Origin of the sequence: Chryseobacterium sp. PET-29 (assembly GCF_025736815.1) — a bacterium.
In the GTDB taxonomy this organism is placed as follows: domain Bacteria; phylum Bacteroidota; class Bacteroidia; order Flavobacteriales; family Weeksellaceae; genus Chryseobacterium; species Chryseobacterium nepalense.
Genome location: NZ_CP107053.1, coordinates 3,041,444 through 3,057,291, shown reverse-complemented (window position 1 = coordinate 3,057,291; position 15,848 = coordinate 3,041,444). Strand labels below are relative to the sequence as shown.

Genomic DNA, 15,848 nt, shown 5'->3' with positions numbered 1-15,848 from the left:
TATTTTCCAGGATTTCCATTCTAATTTTACAAAATCATGCAGAATGAAAATATCATAAAAGGACAGGGAGCTCAGCGAAACATAATCAACCGTTTCGACCGATATACCTATGAGCCGGAAGATGAAGACTATGAAGCCCAGAAAACATCTTTTACCGAAGTATTTCCGAAAACTATTGTAAATCAGGTGAAAAGCGAAGATCTCCCGATGGAATATTCCATGAATCCTTACCAGGGTTGTGAGCACGGCTGTTCCTACTGTTTTGCAAGGCCTACACATGAATATTGGGGCTATAGTGCGGGAATCGATTTTGAAAGAAAAATTATGGTAAAGAAAAATGCTCCTGAACTACTGGAAAAATTCTTTCAGAAAAGAGGGTATAAACCGGAGCCTATTTTACTTTCCGGGAATACGGATTGCTATCAGCCCGCAGAAAGGCAGTTCGAGATTACAAGGAGAATTCTTCAGGTTTGCCTTGATTACAGACATCCGGTAAATATCCTTACAAAAAATGCTTTGGTTCTTCGGGATCTTGATCTGTTAATACCGATGGCAGAACAGAATATTATCAGTGTTTCCTTAAGTATTCCAACCATTAATGAAGAGCTGCGAAGAAAGATGGAACCACGGACAAGCTCTGCAAAAAATAAACTAAAAGCTGTAGAAATCCTTTCGGAAAATAAAATTCCGGTTAATGTCATGGTGGCCCCAATTATTCCCGGACTGAACAGTGATGAGCCTCTTTCTATTTTAAAAGCAATCTCAGAGGCGGGAGCACAAAGTTTTGGTTATACTTTGGTAAGGCTGAATGATACAGTAGAGCCTGTTTTTGTAAACTGGATCGAAAATGCTTTTCCGGACCGTGCACAAAAAGTTTTAAATTTAATCCGTTCGATGCGTGGTGGAAAGCTTGGTGAAAAAAAGTTTTTTGACCGCCAGAAAGGTGAAGGGAACATTGCGGAAATGATTCACAATACTTTTAAAATCGGAAGAAAGAAATTTTTTGACGGCAAGGAATTTCCGAAACTCACTACAAAAAATTTTACCGGCTCGAAGGATCAGCAGTTAAAACTATTTGATTAAATAAAAAAACCGCTCCCAAAAGGAACGGCTTCTTTTATGAAAAAATGTTTCTGATTGAATTACATCGTATCATCAGGACATTTGAAATCTTTACTGCATGTTGCGCAGATAATCACATTACCACATGCATACATACAAAATTCCGGCTCAGGAAGTTTAATTCCAGCTCCTGTAATACTTTTTAATTGGCCTTTGCTTAGTTTTTTTAAATTTTTCATATTGTTTTCGTTAAAAATTTGATACTTCTGTAAAGATAAATAAAAAATGAATAAGTCAAACAATTGTGGTATATTATTTTTATGTTAATATAAATTTGTTTTATTTTAAAATTTTAGAATAAAAAAAACCGGACACATTGCCCGGTTCTTAATTATTTTTTAATCAATCCCAATTCGATCAAGCGTTCATGAAGAAATTCTCCTGCTGTTGTATCTTCATACAGTTTCGGATGATTTTCATCAATACAGTTTTCCAGTGCATTTAATGACATCGAACTTACCGGGTGCATAAAGAAAGGAATTGAATATCTTGAAGTTCCCCACAATTCTCTCGGCGGATTTACGACCCTGTGAATGGTAGACTTCAGCTTATTATTGGTATGTCTGGACAACATATCTCCTACATTAATCATCAGTTCATCCGGTTCTGCGATGGCATCAATCCATTCTCCCTTATGATTCTGAACCTGCAGCCCTTTTCCCTGAGATCCCATCAATAATGTAATGAGGTTGATATCTCCGTGTGCGGCAGCTCTCACTGCATCGTCCGGCTCCTGTGTGATCGGAGGGTAGTGGATTGGCCTTAAAATAGAGTTTCCTTCAGCAATTTTATCATCAAAATAGAATTCATCAAGACCAAGATAAAGAGCTAAAGCTCTAAGTACATACTGTCCCGTCTTTTCCAGCATCTGATAAGCATCCTTACCCACTTCGTTGAATTTTGGAAGTTCTTCAACGATTACATTATCCGGATATTCATCCTTATATTTGGAATCTTCAGCTACGTACTGCCCAAAATGCCAGAACTCTTTCAGGTCTCCCTTTTTAAAGCCTTTTGCAGTTTCTTTACCGAATCCTACATAGCCTCTTTGTCCACCGATTCCCGGAATTTCATACTTTTGTTTCGTTTCCGTGGGCAGGTCAAAAAAGTTTTTCACTTCTCCATACAACTCATCTACCAATTTGTCATCAAGAAAATGGCCTTTTAAAGCAACAAAACCAATTTCTTCATAAGCTTTTCCGATTTCATTTACAAATTTCTGTTTGCGTTCCGGGTCACCCGAAAGGAAATCACGCAGGTCTACACTAGGTATTTTATCCATTTTTAGAAATTTAACGAATGGCTAAATTACAGATTTTAAATGAAATCTTTTTACAGTTAATTATTTATCAATTAAATTTGTCCTATGAAAAAATATTCTTCCAAAAGAAGTATTCAGATATTGGCGCATCTTCTTCAGCAGTACGGAATTTCAGACATTATTATTTCCCCCGGATCCAGAAACGCACCTTTGGCGATCCATTTTTCCGAAACAGACAGTTTCAACTGTTACAGCATCGTGGATGAAAGAAGTGCTGCTTTTGTCGGGCTTGGAATGGCAATGAGCGAGAAAAAACCTGTGGCCATAACCTGTACAAGTGGTTCGGCGGCGGCTAATTATTATCCTGCCATCACGGAAGCTTTTTATTCCAATATTCCGATTTTGGTTTTAACGGCCGACAGACCAATGGATTATGTGGATATTTTTGACGGACAAACGATCAGACAGAATAATCTTTTTCATCAACATTCTTACGGGGATTTCCAATTGCTGGAAGACAGTAAAGAAAACGCGGAAGACCTCAATTTTGACACGATAAAGAAAGCTATTGAACTGTGTATTGAAAAACAGGGCCCGGTTCATATCAATATTCCTCTGGAAGAGCCTCTGTATGAGCTGGTTTCAGAGCTTCCGACCTTTCCTACGGTTGAGAAAACAATCAGACAGAAAGAATATGAAATTCCTTCTACTTTAGTGGCGGAATGGAACACTTCCCAAAGAATTATGATTCTGGTAGGAACAAGAGATTACAGTCCTGAGCTGGAAAATCAGCTTACCCAGCTTGTTAAAAATCATTCTGTTGTGGTTTTAAGTGAAGCAAATTCTAATCTTCATCATGAAAAATTTTTCAGGCATATCGACCGGTATGTTTTTAATTTTACCGAAGAAGATTTTAAAATCTATGCACCTGATTTACTGATTACGGTAGGGCAGAATGTTGTTTCTAAGAAAGTAAAGCAGTTTCTGAGGAAAGCACACCCAAAACAGCACTGGCATCTGGATGAAGTATGGCAGCCGGACACGTATTTTGCGCTTACGGAAAAGGTGGAAGTGAAACCTGAAGTTTTTTTCACCAGACTGATGAAATTTATTAACCTGGAACCCAGCCCGTATTTTAATCTCTGGGATGTTCTGCGCGACAAAAAAGACGCAAAGCATGAAAAATTTCTGAGTACGGTAGACTTTTCAGATTTTTATTTTTTCCATAAAACTTCGCAGATGATTCCTGAAAATTATAATGTGCACTTCAGCAACAGTTCTGCAATACGCTATGCTCAGCTTTTCGATTACGGGAAAAGGAAAATTTACTGTAACAGAGGAACAAGTGGAATTGACGGATCAACCTCTACCGCGATGGGATTTGCCATAAAAAATACAAACCCTACCTTATTAATCACCGGTGATCTCAGTTTCTTTTACGATATCAACGGACTTTGGAATCAATATATTCCGCCATTTGTAAGAATCATGATTTTTAATAATGGTGAAGGAAATATTTTTAAAATTATTCCGGGTCCGGGAAATGCAAATCCTAATACACTGGATGAGTTTATTGCAACCAAACACCACAAAAATGCGGAATTTTTGGCAAAGCATTTCGGGTTCTCTTATACAAAAGTGGATGACGATATTACCTTAGACCGAGTTCTTGAAAATTTCTTCAAACCTGATAGTCAGCCTAAAATATTGGAAATCAATACGCACGGTAAAAACAATGCAGATATACAGAAAGCATATTTCAATTACTTAAAGGAGAGTTAAAGATCTTCATATTCTTCATTTCCGGGTAAATTAATGATTCTGTCGATAGGATAAATGAAATTTTCATCAAAATCATTCAGAGCGTTAATAATCTGGAAATGAGAAAATTCTTTAATATTTTGAAGGCTGATTTCTGTTTCTTTTATTTCTTTTTTTCTTAAAAGATGCTGTCGCTGCACACCGTTAAGGAGATAGGAATTGGGTGTAAACCAGTCTTTTCCCTTTAAAAAAAGAATGTTTGAATAAGAGGTATCGGTAATATGATTGTTCTTAACGATGATGATTTCTTCAGCTTTGGCTTTCATCTTCATTCTTTCGAGTTCCTTTCGGTCTTCAAACTTAAAAGAATAATCGAAACTGTTATTTTCCACCAGCTGAAAGCTTTCAATTTCCGGGATGGCGTATGGAATCATCTGGGTTCGTATTTTCTTATCCAGATCATATACAATTCTAAATTTAAAAAGGCCATCCTCGTCATGTTCCAAATGCTTATAAATTTTAGCCAGATCAATGGTTCCTTCTTTCCCGAAATGGGAGAAAGTTGCGTCTACACGTTTCTGATGTAATTCCAATAAGAAGATTTTCTGGTCTTCAACCTTTATACTTTCAATGAATTGGTACATAAATTTTATTTTTCATTTCCTGATACTCGTCTTCAAGCCTGCTCATATGGGTAATTCCGCCGCCACTTTTAAAATACATCTGAGTGCCTTCCTTTTCAATAAAACGGATCATCACGCAGCTGTCCATGTTTGTACCATCGAACCAGCCGCATACTCCGGTGTAATATCCTCTGTCATATCCTTCCGCATCGAGGATAATTTCCAGGGTTTTCGGCTTTGGAGCGCCTAAAATAGAACCGGCGGGAAGCAGCTTTTCCATGATGCTGCCCAGCTTTCCGTAAAATTCAGGTTTTAAGGTTCCCGATATTTCAGAACTCATGGCATACAAATCTTTCTGCTTGGTCTTAATGAAATCAATATACTGGAATTTGTCCACCTTCACATCATCAGCAACCATACTGAGATCATTCCGGAGAAGATCCACAACCGTGTAGTGTTCTGCTTTTTCCTTGATGTCATTTCTTAAAACTTCTGCAGCATTTTCCACCGATGCCTCAATGGTCCCTTTCATAGGATAAGTGAATATTTTTCCGTCAATAATCTTTATGAAAGTTTCAGGAGAAAAAAATACAAAAAAATCCTTATAAAAAACTTTGTATTTGGCAGAAGAATGATAAAAAATTTCTTCAAGAGTTAAATTTGTTTCAATTTTTGTTTTCCGGGTATAATTTACAAGGTAAGAATTTCCGAAGCGAATATTTTTCTGTACTTTATCAAAGCCAATTTTGAAACTTTCCAGGGTTTCGGGAAATGATTTCCATTGTATATTTTTAGATAGGGTCTGTTGTTTTTTTGTGTTTGAAAAGCTCTGGAAATCAATTAACAAACCAGATTTTTCAATTTCATTTTCTTTAAATATTTCAACATTCCGGGCTGGGAAGTCGACAATGAAAAAATAGGGAACTTTGTTGAGTGAAAGTTCGTCCATTTCCATAAATTTTTGATGATTCGCTGAAAACATTCCGCAAAAGTAATTATTGATGTTTACTTTTGCACAAAATTTTTAAATGGAAAATAAATATCCACAGAAACCGGGTCTTGATTTTATACTGAAGCAGGCATTTTTCTATTGGAATAAAACATTGGTTTTTCAGCTGATGTTTTCGGTGCTTTACTTTGCTATATTTTTTACTTCTATGTTTTTCTTTGCCGGAAAATTCGGAATACTGGATCAGCAGCAGGAACTTCTGGAAGCATACAAAAACGGAATGGATGCTTATCTTGCAAAAGCAGCGGAACTTGGAAAAACGGATAATTCACGATATTTCAGCTTTGCATTTCTGGGAACACTGGTTTTTCTTTATCCTTTAAATCTTGGACTTTTTCAAATTTTCAGAAAGATCGATTTAAAAGAAAAAATTGAGATCGGAGATTTACTGGCGGGTTACAACGGAACAAATTTTTTCAGATATATCTCTTACGGTCTGTTTTGGTTTCTGATCTACGGAATGATCTTCAATACCATCATTCTGCCTGTAATCTGGGTTTGTATTACGATTTTTGTAGCTCCGATTATGTTTTTCATGAACCGCACGATTCTGGAATCAATTTCTTTAAATTTTAAAGCTTTGAAGATGTTTTTTGTGGAGATATTCGTTTGTATCATCGTAGCAGTGCTCTTTAAATATATCGGATTCATGTTATTTTTCATCGGTGGATTATTTACATTTCCTTTCTGGAATGCAATGATTTATTCGCTTTATAAAGTTATCTTTTCAGAGAAAAATTAATTTCGCATAGTTTTTTAATGAATTTCTGCCAAAAAAAATTAAATTTGGTAGAAACAACATTAAAACATAAACACCATGTCAGAATTTAATGAATTTGATCAGCAGGGCTCGGTTCCGGAAAGAAATGCAGGCTCTATTATTTCTCATGCTTTCGAGATGTATAAAGGAATCTTTCTTTATGCGATTGTAGTGATGATTATATGCATAATTGCCGATACTATTGTACAGTCAGTTACAGGGTATAATTCCTGGGGAGGGTTCAGAGATTTCAGAAGTTTCAATGATTTTGATGACAGCAGTTTTTATAAATATGATTACTGGAGCGGGCCAGGAGCTCCTTTATATTATTCATTTTCAGGTATCCTGAATATTTTATTGTCTCCGCTTTATGTAGGTCTCATCTATATTGCTAATAAATACAATAGCAAGATCGGTATTGATTTCTCGGATCTTTTTATCGGCTACAGGCAAAATCTTGGCAATATTCTTATTTACAGTTTAATTACAAATATTATTTTAGGAATTTCCATAGCGCTATGCGGACTTCCTTTTTTCTTTGTTTTTCCTCTTTTCTTTTTGGGTTATCCCATCCTCTTGTTTGAAAATGCTACGGCGATGGATGCACTCAGTAAAACATACAATATTGCAAAAGACAATTATGGTACATTTTTAGGTACATCACTTTTGGGGATTCTGATCAGTGCTGCCGGATTAATCCTGTGCTGCATCGGAATTATTGTTACGGCTCCTTTTATCCTTGCAGTAATGTATTCAGCCTATTGTGCTTACCTCGGAAAACCAAGACAAATACTATTAAACAAATAATGAATAAAGAAGAACAAATAAGCAGTATAAAAATAAAACAGGTCGCGCTGCTAGCTATAATTCTCATTTTGGCAGGCTTGATCTGTTTTAATCTTGCACTTTTCATTCCATCTGTGTTAGGCGCTATCACCATTTATGTGGTTTGCAGAAAGTATAATTTTTATCTTCAGGAAGAAAAAAAGTGGAAACCTTGGGCTTCTTCCCTGGCTTTAATGTTTGCAAGTCTTATTGTTCTTATTCTTCCTGTCTATTTTATTGGTGACCTATTGATTGAAAAGCTCGGGAATGCCCAGGCTTATATGGATAAGTTTAATGTTTTTCTTGAAAAAATTCATACCTACATCTATTCTAAAATAGGATTTGATATTTTGAGTAAAGAAAATATGGATAAGCTTAAAAACAATGTCGGACAATTTTCTACAAAAGCACTGAGTGGCACATTCAATACATTAACTGTGGTGATGTCCATGTATTTTATCCTTTATTTCATGCTTGAAAAACCAAGATTTTTTGAAAGAATACTGTCATCTTCTGCACCGCTGAAAAGATCGAATGTATCTTTGATAGGCGAAAAAATGAGAAAGCTTATTATGGCGAATGCGATTGGAATCCCCGTTGTAGCGCTTGGGCAGGGAATTGTTGCTCTGGTAGGATATTTCATTTTTGGTGCACCAAGCCCCATACTGCTGTTCGCCTTAACGGCTGCAGCCTCCATGATCCCTGTAGTAGGTGCGGCAATCATCTATGTACCGATCTGTATCTACATGATTGCAGAAGGAGATACAGGAACCGGACTCGGACTGGCTGCGTATTGTATGGTAATTGTAGGATTAACGGATAATGTTTTACGTTTCACGCTCTTAAAAAAACTGGAAGATATTCACCCATTAAATACTGTTTTCGGAATTATAATGGGGATGAATCTTTTCGGCTTCATGGGATTGGTTTTCGGTCCAATTCTTATATCTTTGACATTGCTGCTGATTCAGGTATACAGAAATGAATTTTCGGATGATGATACTCCTGATCTTAAGCTTCCGGATAAAGATGATGAGCTGGAGGAAAAAATTAATTTAATTGTATAAAATGGAGTACGGAATAAACCCCGAAATATTAAAAGAAATTTGTGAGGTGAAAATGCCTTTCGGAAAGTATCAGGGAACAATACTGGCAGATTTACCGGTAAGTTATCTTGAATGGTTTCAACGGCAAGGAATGCCTAAAGGTAAATTAGGAATGCAGCTGTCTACCATCTACGAAATAAAGGTAAATGGCTTGATGGATTTGTTAGCTCCAATTCGTTCGGGTCTTTTAAGGAAATAAATCTAAGAGGATTTACAAATTTATATTAGCTTTAAAGTTTCAGCGGCACCTCTGGTGCCGCCGAAACTTTAAAGCTTTTGAATTACATAGGTTCCCAGAGCTCAATCTTATTGCCTTCAGGATCAAGAATGTGAATGAACTTTCCAAATTCATACACTGCCATTTCGTCTAAAATTTCAATATTTTCTTTTTTCAGTTCCTGAACCAAATCCTCCAGATTATCAACCGTGTAGTTGATCATAAATTCTTTTGTTGAGGGCTCGAAATACGTTGTTGTTTCAGGAGAAGGACTCCACGTCAGCGAACCTTTCGAATTTGAATCTGCCATGCCTTTCCAGTCGAAAGTTGCGCCATATTCATTCACATCAATTCCCAGATGGGTTTTGTACCATTCTTTCAAAGCCTTCGGATCTTTGCATTTGAAGAATATACCGCCGATGCCTGTTACTTTTTTCATATGTTATTGTTAGTTAAGTTCTGTTGAAGTTTCGGCGTGGCGAAGTGCTGCTGAAACTTTTATCCTTTCAAAGCAGCAATTTCATCTCTTAATTTTGCGGCTTTAATGAAATCCAGGTTTTTCGCCGCAGATTCCATTTCTTTCTGTTTTTGGACGATTACCTTTTCAATATCTTCATTGGTATAGCTTGCTTTGGCCTCTGCAACTTTCTGAAGGATCTCTTTTTGAGTATACTTTTCATCCGGGAAATCTTTCGTTCTTCCCACTAAGCTTTCAGAAATCTTTTTATTTAAAGCAACAGGTACTTTTCCGTGTTGTTGGTTGTATTCCATTTGCTTAGCTCTGCGATATTCGGTTTCATCCAGGGTGGCCTGCATGGATTTGGTGATCTTATCGGCATACATGATGGCTCTACCATTAAGGTTCCTTGCGGCACGGCCTACTGTTTGGATCATAGACCGGCGGCTTCTGAGCATTCCTTCTTTATCAGCGTCTAGAATGGCAACCAGTGAAACTTCCGGTAAATCAAGCCCTTCTCTTAATAGATTAACTCCAATAAGAACGTCAAAAAGCCCGACTCTCAGGTCCTGCATGATCTGAATACGCTCAAGGGTTTCAACATCAGAGTGGATGTATCTTGTTCTGATTCCGAATTTTGTGAAATATTTAGTTAATTCTTCGGCCATCTTCTTCGTGAGGGTCGTTACCAGAACTCTTTCGTCAAGATCAGCTCTTTTCTGGATTTCCTCCATTAAATCATCAATCTGATTAATTGTAGGCCTTATTTCAATAATGGGATCCAAAAGACCGGTCGGACGGATAATCTGCTCAATATATGCTCCGCCGGTTTTTTCAAGTTCATAGTCTGCAGGCGTGGCAGAAACATAAATAACCTGGTTCTGAATCGCTTCAAACTCTTCAAACTTTAAAGGTCGGTTGTCCATTGCGGCAGGAAGCCTGAAACCATACTCCACCAGAGATTCTTTCCTGCTTCGGTCTCCGCCGTACATCGCATGTACCTGGGGAACCGTAACGTGGCTTTCATCAATTACCATCAGATAATCTTTTGGAAAATAGTCGAGAAGGCAGAAAGGCCTTGTTCCCGGTAATCTTCCGTCAAGATATCTCGAATAATTTTCAATTCCCGAGCAATAGCCTAATTCCTTAATCATTTCAAGATCCAGTTCGGTACGTTCCTGCAATCTTTTGGCTTCGAGAGGTTTTTCTACTGAATTAAAAAAATCAACCTGTTTTACGAGATCATCCTGAATATTCCGGATGGCGCCATTCAATGTTTCTTTTGAGGTTACGAAAAGATTGGCAGGATAAATCTGAATCTGTTCAAAACTGGAAGTTACATTTCCTGAAACAGGGTCGAAGCTTTGAATTTTTTCAATCTCATCTCCGAAAAACTGAATTCTCACCGCATTATCGGCATACGCCGGGAAAACGTCAATAACATCTCCTTTTACACGAAATGTTCCTCTTTGAAACTCATTCAGTGTCCTGGAATATAAAGCGTTAACTAAAGAATGAAGAAGTGCCGTGCGTGTTACTTTCTCTCCGATAGCAATCGAAATAAGAGATTTATGAAATTCCGTAGGATTACCGATACCGTAAATACATGACACCGAAGCTACAATTAAAACATCTCTTCTTCCCGAAAGCAGACTTGCCGTAGCAGAAAGCCTTAATTTTTCGACTTCTTCATTGATGCTGAGGTCTTTCTCAATATAAGTTCCGGTAGTGGCTATGTAAGCTTCCGGCTGATAATAGTCGTAGTAGCTGACGAAATATTCAACGGCATTCTCAGGAAAAAATTCTTTAAATTCCATGAAAAGCTGTGCCGCCAGTGTTTTATTATGGGCCAGGACAAGCGTTGGTTTCTGAACATTCTGAACGACGTTCGCTACCGTAAAAGTTTTCCCGGATCCGGTAACTCCTAAAAGGGTCTGGTATTTTTCACCAATTTTAATACCTTCGGTAAGTTTTTCAATAGCTTGTGGCTGGTCTCCGGTAGGTTTATATTCTGATTGAAGTTTGAATTGCATAGATAATTGTGATCTTATCTAACAAAAATACGAAAGATATATTTGTCATTTAAAGTATTCACTCACTGAAAAATGTTTTTAATTACAGAAATATTGTAAAATACAAAAGCACTCCCAAGGAGTGCTTTTTTTAATTTACTCGAAAGACATTGTTAGTGGCATTTTCATTCCGTATGGAACAGCTTTTCCATCTTTTTCTGCAGGTTTCCAGACCACATTTTCATTGGCTTTCTTAAATGCAGAAACTGCTTCATCATTAAAGGTTTTGTTATTGCCGGCAGCGTTGATATTGGTAACACGTCCATTTTCATCAACCGTGTAAGTAATGTCTGTTTTCATCATTTTTTGTTCTTTTCCATGTGTGATTTTAGATGCGTCAAATAAGCTGGCTACTTTATTTCTTAGCTCATTTTGGCCTCCGGGATATTCCGCAACAGTAGTAGTAGTTTGTAAATTGCTGTCGATTTTCGGTTGTATTTCCGAAGATTTATCGGTGCTTTTCTCTTTTTCCCGGCTCATTTTGCCTGAAGGAAGAAAGTTATTGGCAGGATTATCTTTTGTTTTTTCGACTGTTGAACCATCTTTTGCTAAAGATTTTATGTGTTCTTCTGCAAAATTTTCTGCTTTGTTTTCAGAATCTTTTCCTGGTATTTCCGGGAATATTTTGGCTGCACTTTCTACGTTTCCGGCATATGTTTTCTGTACAAATAATCCGAAAGTGATAAGTAATACAGGAATGCTGATTACTTTTTTGATGATGGTCATTTTAGACTTTTTAGTGTTCATCATAATAAATCTTTTTTTGGTGTTATTAAAATTGAATGTATGGGTAAGGTTATAGTTTTGATTTAAAATAATTTCGTTCAGAATTAAATTCTGATATTCTTTTATGTTGAAATCATTTTTTAAGACAGATTCATCTGCCAGAAATTCATGATTGGTAATAATGGCTTTTCGGTAAAAAAATATCGAAGGATTGAACCAGGTAAAGGCTTTCAGGATTTCAATAATTATAACATCGACGCTGTGCTTCTGTTCGAGGTGGCTTTTTTCATGCAGAAAAATCCGTGGATCTATTTTACTGTCAATGAGATAATTTTCCCCTAAATAAATAGTATTCCAAAAGCTAAAAGGAGAGGTATACTCTTTGGTAATCAGGATATTTTGGTTGTGATACTTTATGCTCTTGCCCTTCATCTTTTTAATTACTAAAAATGAATGGATCAACTTTATTAAAAAAATCAGGGTAATAGTTCCGTAAATAATCCAGAGCCAGTTAATTAAGTTAAAATTTTCCTGTACCTTAGTAATGTCTAAAACCTGTTGTGTTGTTTCAACGGTCGTTTGAATTCGGTTACTCGGTTTTAAGTTTTCCGATTGAATAGAAATAAATGGAACGGCATAAGAAAACAGAATAGAAAACATTAGGTAAAACCTGTTGAACCGATACATTTTTTCCTTTTGTAACAACATATAGTATACGGCCAGAAGCATAGAAGACCCTAAAATTATTTTTAAAATAATCATCATTTTTCGTCAATTTGCTTGTCAATAATTTCTCTGAGTTCTTTCAATTCTTCTTGTGAAAGTTTAGCATTAGACGTGAAAAAAGAGGCAAACTGCGTCACGGAATTATTAAAAAAACGGTCAATCATGGAAGACATTTCTTCCTTAAAATATTCTCCCTTTGCGACTTTCGGATAATATTCGCGGGAATTTCCATACAGTGTATACCCCACAAAATCTTTATTCTGCATTCTTTTCAGGAGTGTCGCGATTGTTGTTGTGGCAGGTTTAGGGTCCGGATAAGATTCTAAAATATCTTTCATGAAAACCTTTTCTTTTTCCCAGAGTATTTCCATAAGATCTTTTTCAGAATCGGTTAGTTTTATTTCTTTCATATTCTACAGATTTGTAATTGTTTCTACAAATGTAGAATAAAAATTTAAACCGGCAAATTTTTGTGGCACTATTTTTCCATTCTTCAGCAAAATAATCCATCTTAATCATATGAAAACCAATAAATTTTATATTTCAGCGGTCAGTTTGTTTCTTATTCTGGCATCATGTAAAGAAGGCAGAGTTAATGCTCAGCAGGCGGGAAGCGACGGAAGTGTTGAAACAAAAGCACCGAATTCTCCGGAATATAAACCTGCCTTTACCGGACAGACGAGAATTAAAGCAGTAAAAACTTCAACACCTTACAAGGTTGAAGTCTTGAGTAAAGATTTAGGGAAGCCCTGGGGAATTATTAACCTTCCGGACGGAAGACTTCTGATTACGGATAAAAGGGGATATATGAATATTGTTTCCACTGACGGAAAGCAAATCTCAAAAATTGATGGATTCCCGAAAGTTGATTCCAAAGGTCAGGGCGGAATGCTTGATGTCGCTTTAGATCCGGATTTCGCCACCAACAATATTATTTACTTTAGTTTTTCAGAACCTTATGAAAAGGGAAATCATACGGCGGTAGGAAAAGGAAAATTGTCTCATGATTTTAAAACTATTTCTGAGGTGAAAGTTATATTCAGAGCAACTCCAACCTATGATGGAGATAAACATTACGGAAGCAGACTGGCTTTCGATAAAGTCGGAAATTTATTTGTGAGCACAGGAGAACGGTCCGATAAGCAGACAAGAGTGTACGCACAGCGAACAGATAATTATTTAGGTAAAATATTAAAAATCACAAAAGAAGGAAAGCCTGCTCCCGGTAATCCATTTATCGGTAAAGCAGGGTTTAAACCCGAAATTTATGCATATGGAATCAGAAATCCTCAGGGAATGGCCATTGATCCCAACGGAAATCTCTGGGATGTGGAAATGGGACCGAGAGGTGGTGACGAAATTAATTTAATTAAAGCCGGAAAAAATTACGGATGGGGTGATGTAACCTACGGAATTGAATATTCCGGTGAAAAAATAAATAACGGAACGACTCAAAAAGCAGGAACTGAGCAGCCGGTATATTACTGGGATCCGGTAATCTCTCCAAGTGGTGTTACTTTTTACACCGGAAATATTGATGAATGGAAAGGAAACCTGATGATCGGATGTCTCAGTGGAGAACATATCAACAGAATTGTGATGAAGGATAATAAAGTAGTGGGGGAAGAAAGGCTTTTGTCAGACGAGAAAGAACGTTTTCGTGATGTGCTGAACGGAAGTGATGGCAATTTGTATGCGGTAACCGACAGCGGAAAACTATACAGAATTTCAAAAAAATAATCTTATTGTAGTCTTTTATATAAAGGTTCGGGCTCAAAACGAAGTTTTGAGCCCGAACCGATTTTAAGCTTCCTCAAGCTGAACCGTAAAATGTCTTAACAGATCCGGTTCCCAGGTTATCTTATAGCCTTTTGCAATCTCATCACGTCTTTCATAAACGTTTTTGATAGCAGCGGCAATATAATCCATATGGTTGTTCGTATACGTTCTTCTTGGGATGGCCAGACGTACAAGCTCCAGCTTCGGATAACGGTTTTCTCTTGTTTCAGGATCTCTGTCGGCCAATAATGTCCCGATTTCTACGGTTCTGATTCCGGCTTCTTTATAGATTTCAAGTCCCAATGTTTGTGCAGGATATTCCGAGCGGTCAACTTTTGGAAGGAAATTCAAAGAATCAATGAAAACAGCGTGTCCGCCGATAGGTTTCTGAACCGGAATTCCGTATTCGATTAATTTATTTCCAAGATATTCCACCTGGGAAATTCGGCTTTCTAAATAAGCGAATTCTGTCGCTTCATCAAGACCAACAGCTAAAGCAGCCATGTCTCTTCCGGCCATTCCACCGTAGGTAATGAAACCTTCATAAATAATGGTAAAATTAGAAGCTTTTCTGAAAACTTCTTCATCATTTAAAGCGATAAAACCTCCGATATTTACCAATCCGTCTTTTTTAGAACTCATCGTCATCCCGTCACCGTAAGAGAAAATTTCTTTACAGATTTCTTTGATGCTTCTGTTTTCCTGTCCGGCTTCTCTTTTTTTGATGAAATAGGCATTCTCAGCAAATCTCGCTGAATCGAAAAATACAGGTACTCCATATTTATCAGAAAGCTCTTTTACCGCTTTCATGTTTTCCAGGGATACAGGCTGTCCTCCGGATGAATTGCAGGTAATGGTAATCAGGCAGAAAGGGATATTTTCTTTTGGATACTTTTTATAAACTTCTTCAAGTTTTTCAATATTGATATTTCCTTTGAATGGATGAAGATCATTAATGTCAAAAGCTTCATCGATCGTACAGTCGATAGCGTGAGCTTTTCTGAATTCAATATGCCCTTTTGTGGTGTCAAAATGAGAGTTTCCGGGTATTACATCTCCTTCTTTTACCAAAACGGAAAACAGAACATTTTCTGCAGCTCTTCCCTGGTGAGTTGGTAAAAGATATTTAAAGCCTGTGATATTCTGTACAGTCTGGTGAAGCTGCTCAAAAGAACGTGATCCGGCATAGCTTTCATCCCCCATCATTAAAGCGCCCCACTGTCTGTCAGACATTGCTCCCGTTCCGGAATCGGTAAGAAGGTCGATAAAAACCTGTGAAGATTTTAGATTGAATAAATTATAGTTTGCTTCTTTAAGCCACTGTTCTCTTTCTTCTCTTGTTGACTGACGGATTTCCTCAATCATTTTAATGCGGAAAGGTTCCGCGTACGGTAAATTCATGAT

Annotated in this window: 16 protein-coding genes; 7 read left to right on the top strand and 9 right to left on the bottom strand. The window is 37.0% G+C overall.

What is annotated here, in order from left to right; all coding sequences use genetic code 11:
- Positions 1-36 precede the first annotated feature (36 nt).
- On the top strand, positions 37-1,083 hold the full coding sequence (locus tag ODE14_RS13810; RefSeq protein WP_263601841.1) for a PA0069 family radical SAM protein: 1,047 nt from the start codon (positions 37-39) through the stop codon (positions 1,081-1,083).
- Between the two features lie 59 nt (positions 1,084-1,142).
- Here ODE14_RS13810 and ODE14_RS13805 read toward each other — a convergent pair whose 3' ends face one another.
- Both ODE14_RS13805 and ODE14_RS13800 read right to left on the bottom strand, forming a co-directional pair.
- Positions 1,143-1,301: a bacteriocin-like protein gene (locus tag ODE14_RS13805; protein ID WP_169231564.1), complete on the bottom strand. Its 159-nt coding sequence runs from the start codon at positions 1,299-1,301 to the stop codon at positions 1,143-1,145.
- Between the two features lie 152 nt (positions 1,302-1,453).
- The gene (locus ODE14_RS13800) at positions 1,454-2,404 is read right to left on the bottom strand and encodes an isopenicillin N synthase family dioxygenase (protein WP_263601840.1); all 951 of its coding nucleotides are present in this window, start codon (positions 2,402-2,404) and stop codon (positions 1,454-1,456) included.
- An 84-nt stretch (positions 2,405-2,488) separates the two neighbouring features.
- Between ODE14_RS13800 and menD the strand changes: the two genes are divergently transcribed.
- The gene (gene menD, locus ODE14_RS13795; protein WP_263601839.1) at positions 2,489-4,165 is read left to right on the top strand and encodes a 2-succinyl-5-enolpyruvyl-6-hydroxy-3-cyclohexene-1-carboxylic-acid synthase; all 1,677 of its coding nucleotides are present in this window, start codon (positions 2,489-2,491) and stop codon (positions 4,163-4,165) included.
- On the opposite strand, the gene ODE14_RS13790 is transcribed toward menD, so the two are convergent.
- Both ODE14_RS13790 and ODE14_RS13785 read right to left on the bottom strand, forming a co-directional pair.
- Positions 4,162-4,788: an aminotransferase class IV gene (locus ODE14_RS13790; RefSeq protein ID WP_263601838.1), complete on the bottom strand. Its 627-nt coding sequence runs from the start codon at positions 4,786-4,788 to the stop codon at positions 4,162-4,164. The genes menD and ODE14_RS13790 overlap by 4 nt on opposite strands.
- On the bottom strand, positions 4,772-5,749 hold the full coding sequence (locus ODE14_RS13785; protein WP_263601837.1) for an aminodeoxychorismate synthase component I: 978 nt from the start codon (positions 5,747-5,749) through the stop codon (positions 4,772-4,774). Before ODE14_RS13785 ends, ODE14_RS13790 begins: the two co-directional genes overlap by 17 nt.
- 46 nt (positions 5,750-5,795) lie before the next feature.
- Between ODE14_RS13785 and ODE14_RS13780 the strand changes: the two genes are divergently transcribed.
- The 4 genes from ODE14_RS13780 (at position 5,796) to ODE14_RS13765 (ending at position 8,666) form a co-directional block, all read left to right on the top strand.
- Complete coding sequence (locus tag ODE14_RS13780) at positions 5,796-6,518, top strand: hypothetical protein (protein WP_248389472.1); 723 nt, start codon at positions 5,796-5,798, stop codon at positions 6,516-6,518.
- A gap of 75 nt (positions 6,519-6,593) precedes the next feature.
- The gene (locus tag ODE14_RS13775; protein WP_263601836.1) at positions 6,594-7,343 is read left to right on the top strand and encodes a beta-carotene 15,15'-monooxygenase; all 750 of its coding nucleotides are present in this window, start codon (positions 6,594-6,596) and stop codon (positions 7,341-7,343) included.
- A complete protein-coding gene (locus ODE14_RS13770; RefSeq protein ID WP_248389476.1) occupies positions 7,343-8,428 on the top strand; it encodes an AI-2E family transporter in 1,086 nt (361 codons plus the stop codon). Before ODE14_RS13775 ends, ODE14_RS13770 begins: the two co-directional genes overlap by 1 nt.
- Positions 8,429-8,441: 13 nt before the next feature.
- Complete coding sequence (locus ODE14_RS13765; RefSeq protein ID WP_248394976.1) at positions 8,442-8,666, top strand: DUF3820 family protein; 225 nt, start codon at positions 8,442-8,444, stop codon at positions 8,664-8,666.
- 82 nt (positions 8,667-8,748) lie between these two features.
- Here ODE14_RS13765 and ODE14_RS13760 read toward each other — a convergent pair whose 3' ends face one another.
- From ODE14_RS13760 to ODE14_RS13745, 4 genes are all read right to left on the bottom strand, one after another.
- Positions 8,749-9,123: a VOC family protein gene (locus ODE14_RS13760; protein ID WP_263601835.1), complete on the bottom strand. Its 375-nt coding sequence runs from the start codon at positions 9,121-9,123 to the stop codon at positions 8,749-8,751.
- Positions 9,124-9,182: 59 nt separating this feature from the next.
- Positions 9,183-11,174: an excinuclease ABC subunit UvrB gene (uvrB, locus tag ODE14_RS13755; protein WP_263601834.1), complete on the bottom strand. Its 1,992-nt coding sequence runs from the start codon at positions 11,172-11,174 to the stop codon at positions 9,183-9,185.
- A 135-nt stretch (positions 11,175-11,309) separates the two neighbouring features.
- Positions 11,310-12,704, bottom strand: a complete 1,395-nt coding sequence (locus ODE14_RS13750) for a M56 family metallopeptidase (RefSeq protein ID WP_263601833.1) — start codon at positions 12,702-12,704, stop codon at positions 11,310-11,312.
- Positions 12,701-13,075 carry a BlaI/MecI/CopY family transcriptional regulator gene (locus ODE14_RS13745; protein ID WP_248389480.1) on the bottom strand — a complete coding sequence of 125 codons (375 nt, stop codon included), beginning with the start codon at positions 13,073-13,075 and terminating at the stop codon, positions 12,701-12,703. The genes ODE14_RS13750 and ODE14_RS13745 overlap by 4 nt, the downstream gene beginning before the upstream one ends.
- 109 nt (positions 13,076-13,184) lie before the next feature.
- On the opposite strand from ODE14_RS13745, the gene ODE14_RS13740 reads away from it, so the two are divergent.
- A complete protein-coding gene (locus ODE14_RS13740; RefSeq protein WP_263601832.1) occupies positions 13,185-14,405 on the top strand; it encodes a PQQ-dependent sugar dehydrogenase in 1,221 nt (406 codons plus the stop codon).
- A 63-nt stretch (positions 14,406-14,468) separates the two neighbouring features.
- Here ODE14_RS13740 and ODE14_RS13735 read toward each other — a convergent pair whose 3' ends face one another.
- Positions 14,469-15,845, bottom strand: coding sequence for a tryptophanase (locus tag ODE14_RS13735; RefSeq protein ID WP_263601831.1), 1,377 nt, complete (start codon positions 15,843-15,845; stop codon positions 14,469-14,471).
- Positions 15,846-15,848: the final 3 nt, after the last annotated feature.

What these genes read in the sequence shown, in the direction of transcription:
- ODE14_RS13810 (WP_263601841.1), top strand. Translation starts at nt 37, where the DNA reads ATGCAGAATGAAAATATCATAAAAGGACAGGGAGCTCAGCGAAACATA.
- ODE14_RS13805 (WP_169231564.1), bottom strand. Translation starts at nt 1,301, where the DNA reads ATGAAAAATTTAAAAAAACTAAGCAAAGGCCAATTAAAAAGTATTACA.
- ODE14_RS13800 (WP_263601840.1), bottom strand. Translation starts at nt 2,404, where the DNA reads ATGGATAAAATACCTAGTGTAGACCTGCGTGATTTCCTTTCGGGTGAC.
- menD (WP_263601839.1), top strand. Translation starts at nt 2,489, where the DNA reads ATGAAAAAATATTCTTCCAAAAGAAGTATTCAGATATTGGCGCATCTT.
- ODE14_RS13790 (WP_263601838.1), bottom strand. Translation starts at nt 4,788, where the DNA reads ATGTACCAATTCATTGAAAGTATAAAGGTTGAAGACCAGAAAATCTTC.
- ODE14_RS13785 (WP_263601837.1), bottom strand. Translation starts at nt 5,749, where the DNA reads ATGTTTTCAGCGAATCATCAAAAATTTATGGAAATGGACGAACTTTCA.
- ODE14_RS13780 (WP_248389472.1), top strand. Translation starts at nt 5,796, where the DNA reads ATGGAAAATAAATATCCACAGAAACCGGGTCTTGATTTTATACTGAAG.
- ODE14_RS13775 (WP_263601836.1), top strand. Translation starts at nt 6,594, where the DNA reads ATGTCAGAATTTAATGAATTTGATCAGCAGGGCTCGGTTCCGGAAAGA.
- ODE14_RS13770 (WP_248389476.1), top strand. Translation starts at nt 7,343, where the DNA reads ATGAATAAAGAAGAACAAATAAGCAGTATAAAAATAAAACAGGTCGCG.
- ODE14_RS13760 (WP_263601835.1), bottom strand. Translation starts at nt 9,123, where the DNA reads ATGAAAAAAGTAACAGGCATCGGCGGTATATTCTTCAAATGCAAAGAT.
- uvrB (WP_263601834.1), bottom strand. Translation starts at nt 11,174, where the DNA reads ATGCAATTCAAACTTCAATCAGAATATAAACCTACCGGAGACCAGCCA.
- ODE14_RS13750 (WP_263601833.1), bottom strand. Translation starts at nt 12,704, where the DNA reads ATGATGATTATTTTAAAAATAATTTTAGGGTCTTCTATGCTTCTGGCC.
- ODE14_RS13745 (WP_248389480.1), bottom strand. Translation starts at nt 13,075, where the DNA reads ATGAAAGAAATAAAACTAACCGATTCTGAAAAAGATCTTATGGAAATA.
- ODE14_RS13740 (WP_263601832.1), top strand. Translation starts at nt 13,185, where the DNA reads ATGAAAACCAATAAATTTTATATTTCAGCGGTCAGTTTGTTTCTTATT.
- ODE14_RS13735 (WP_263601831.1), bottom strand. Translation starts at nt 15,845, where the DNA reads ATGAATTTACCGTACGCGGAACCTTTCCGCATTAAAATGATTGAGGAA.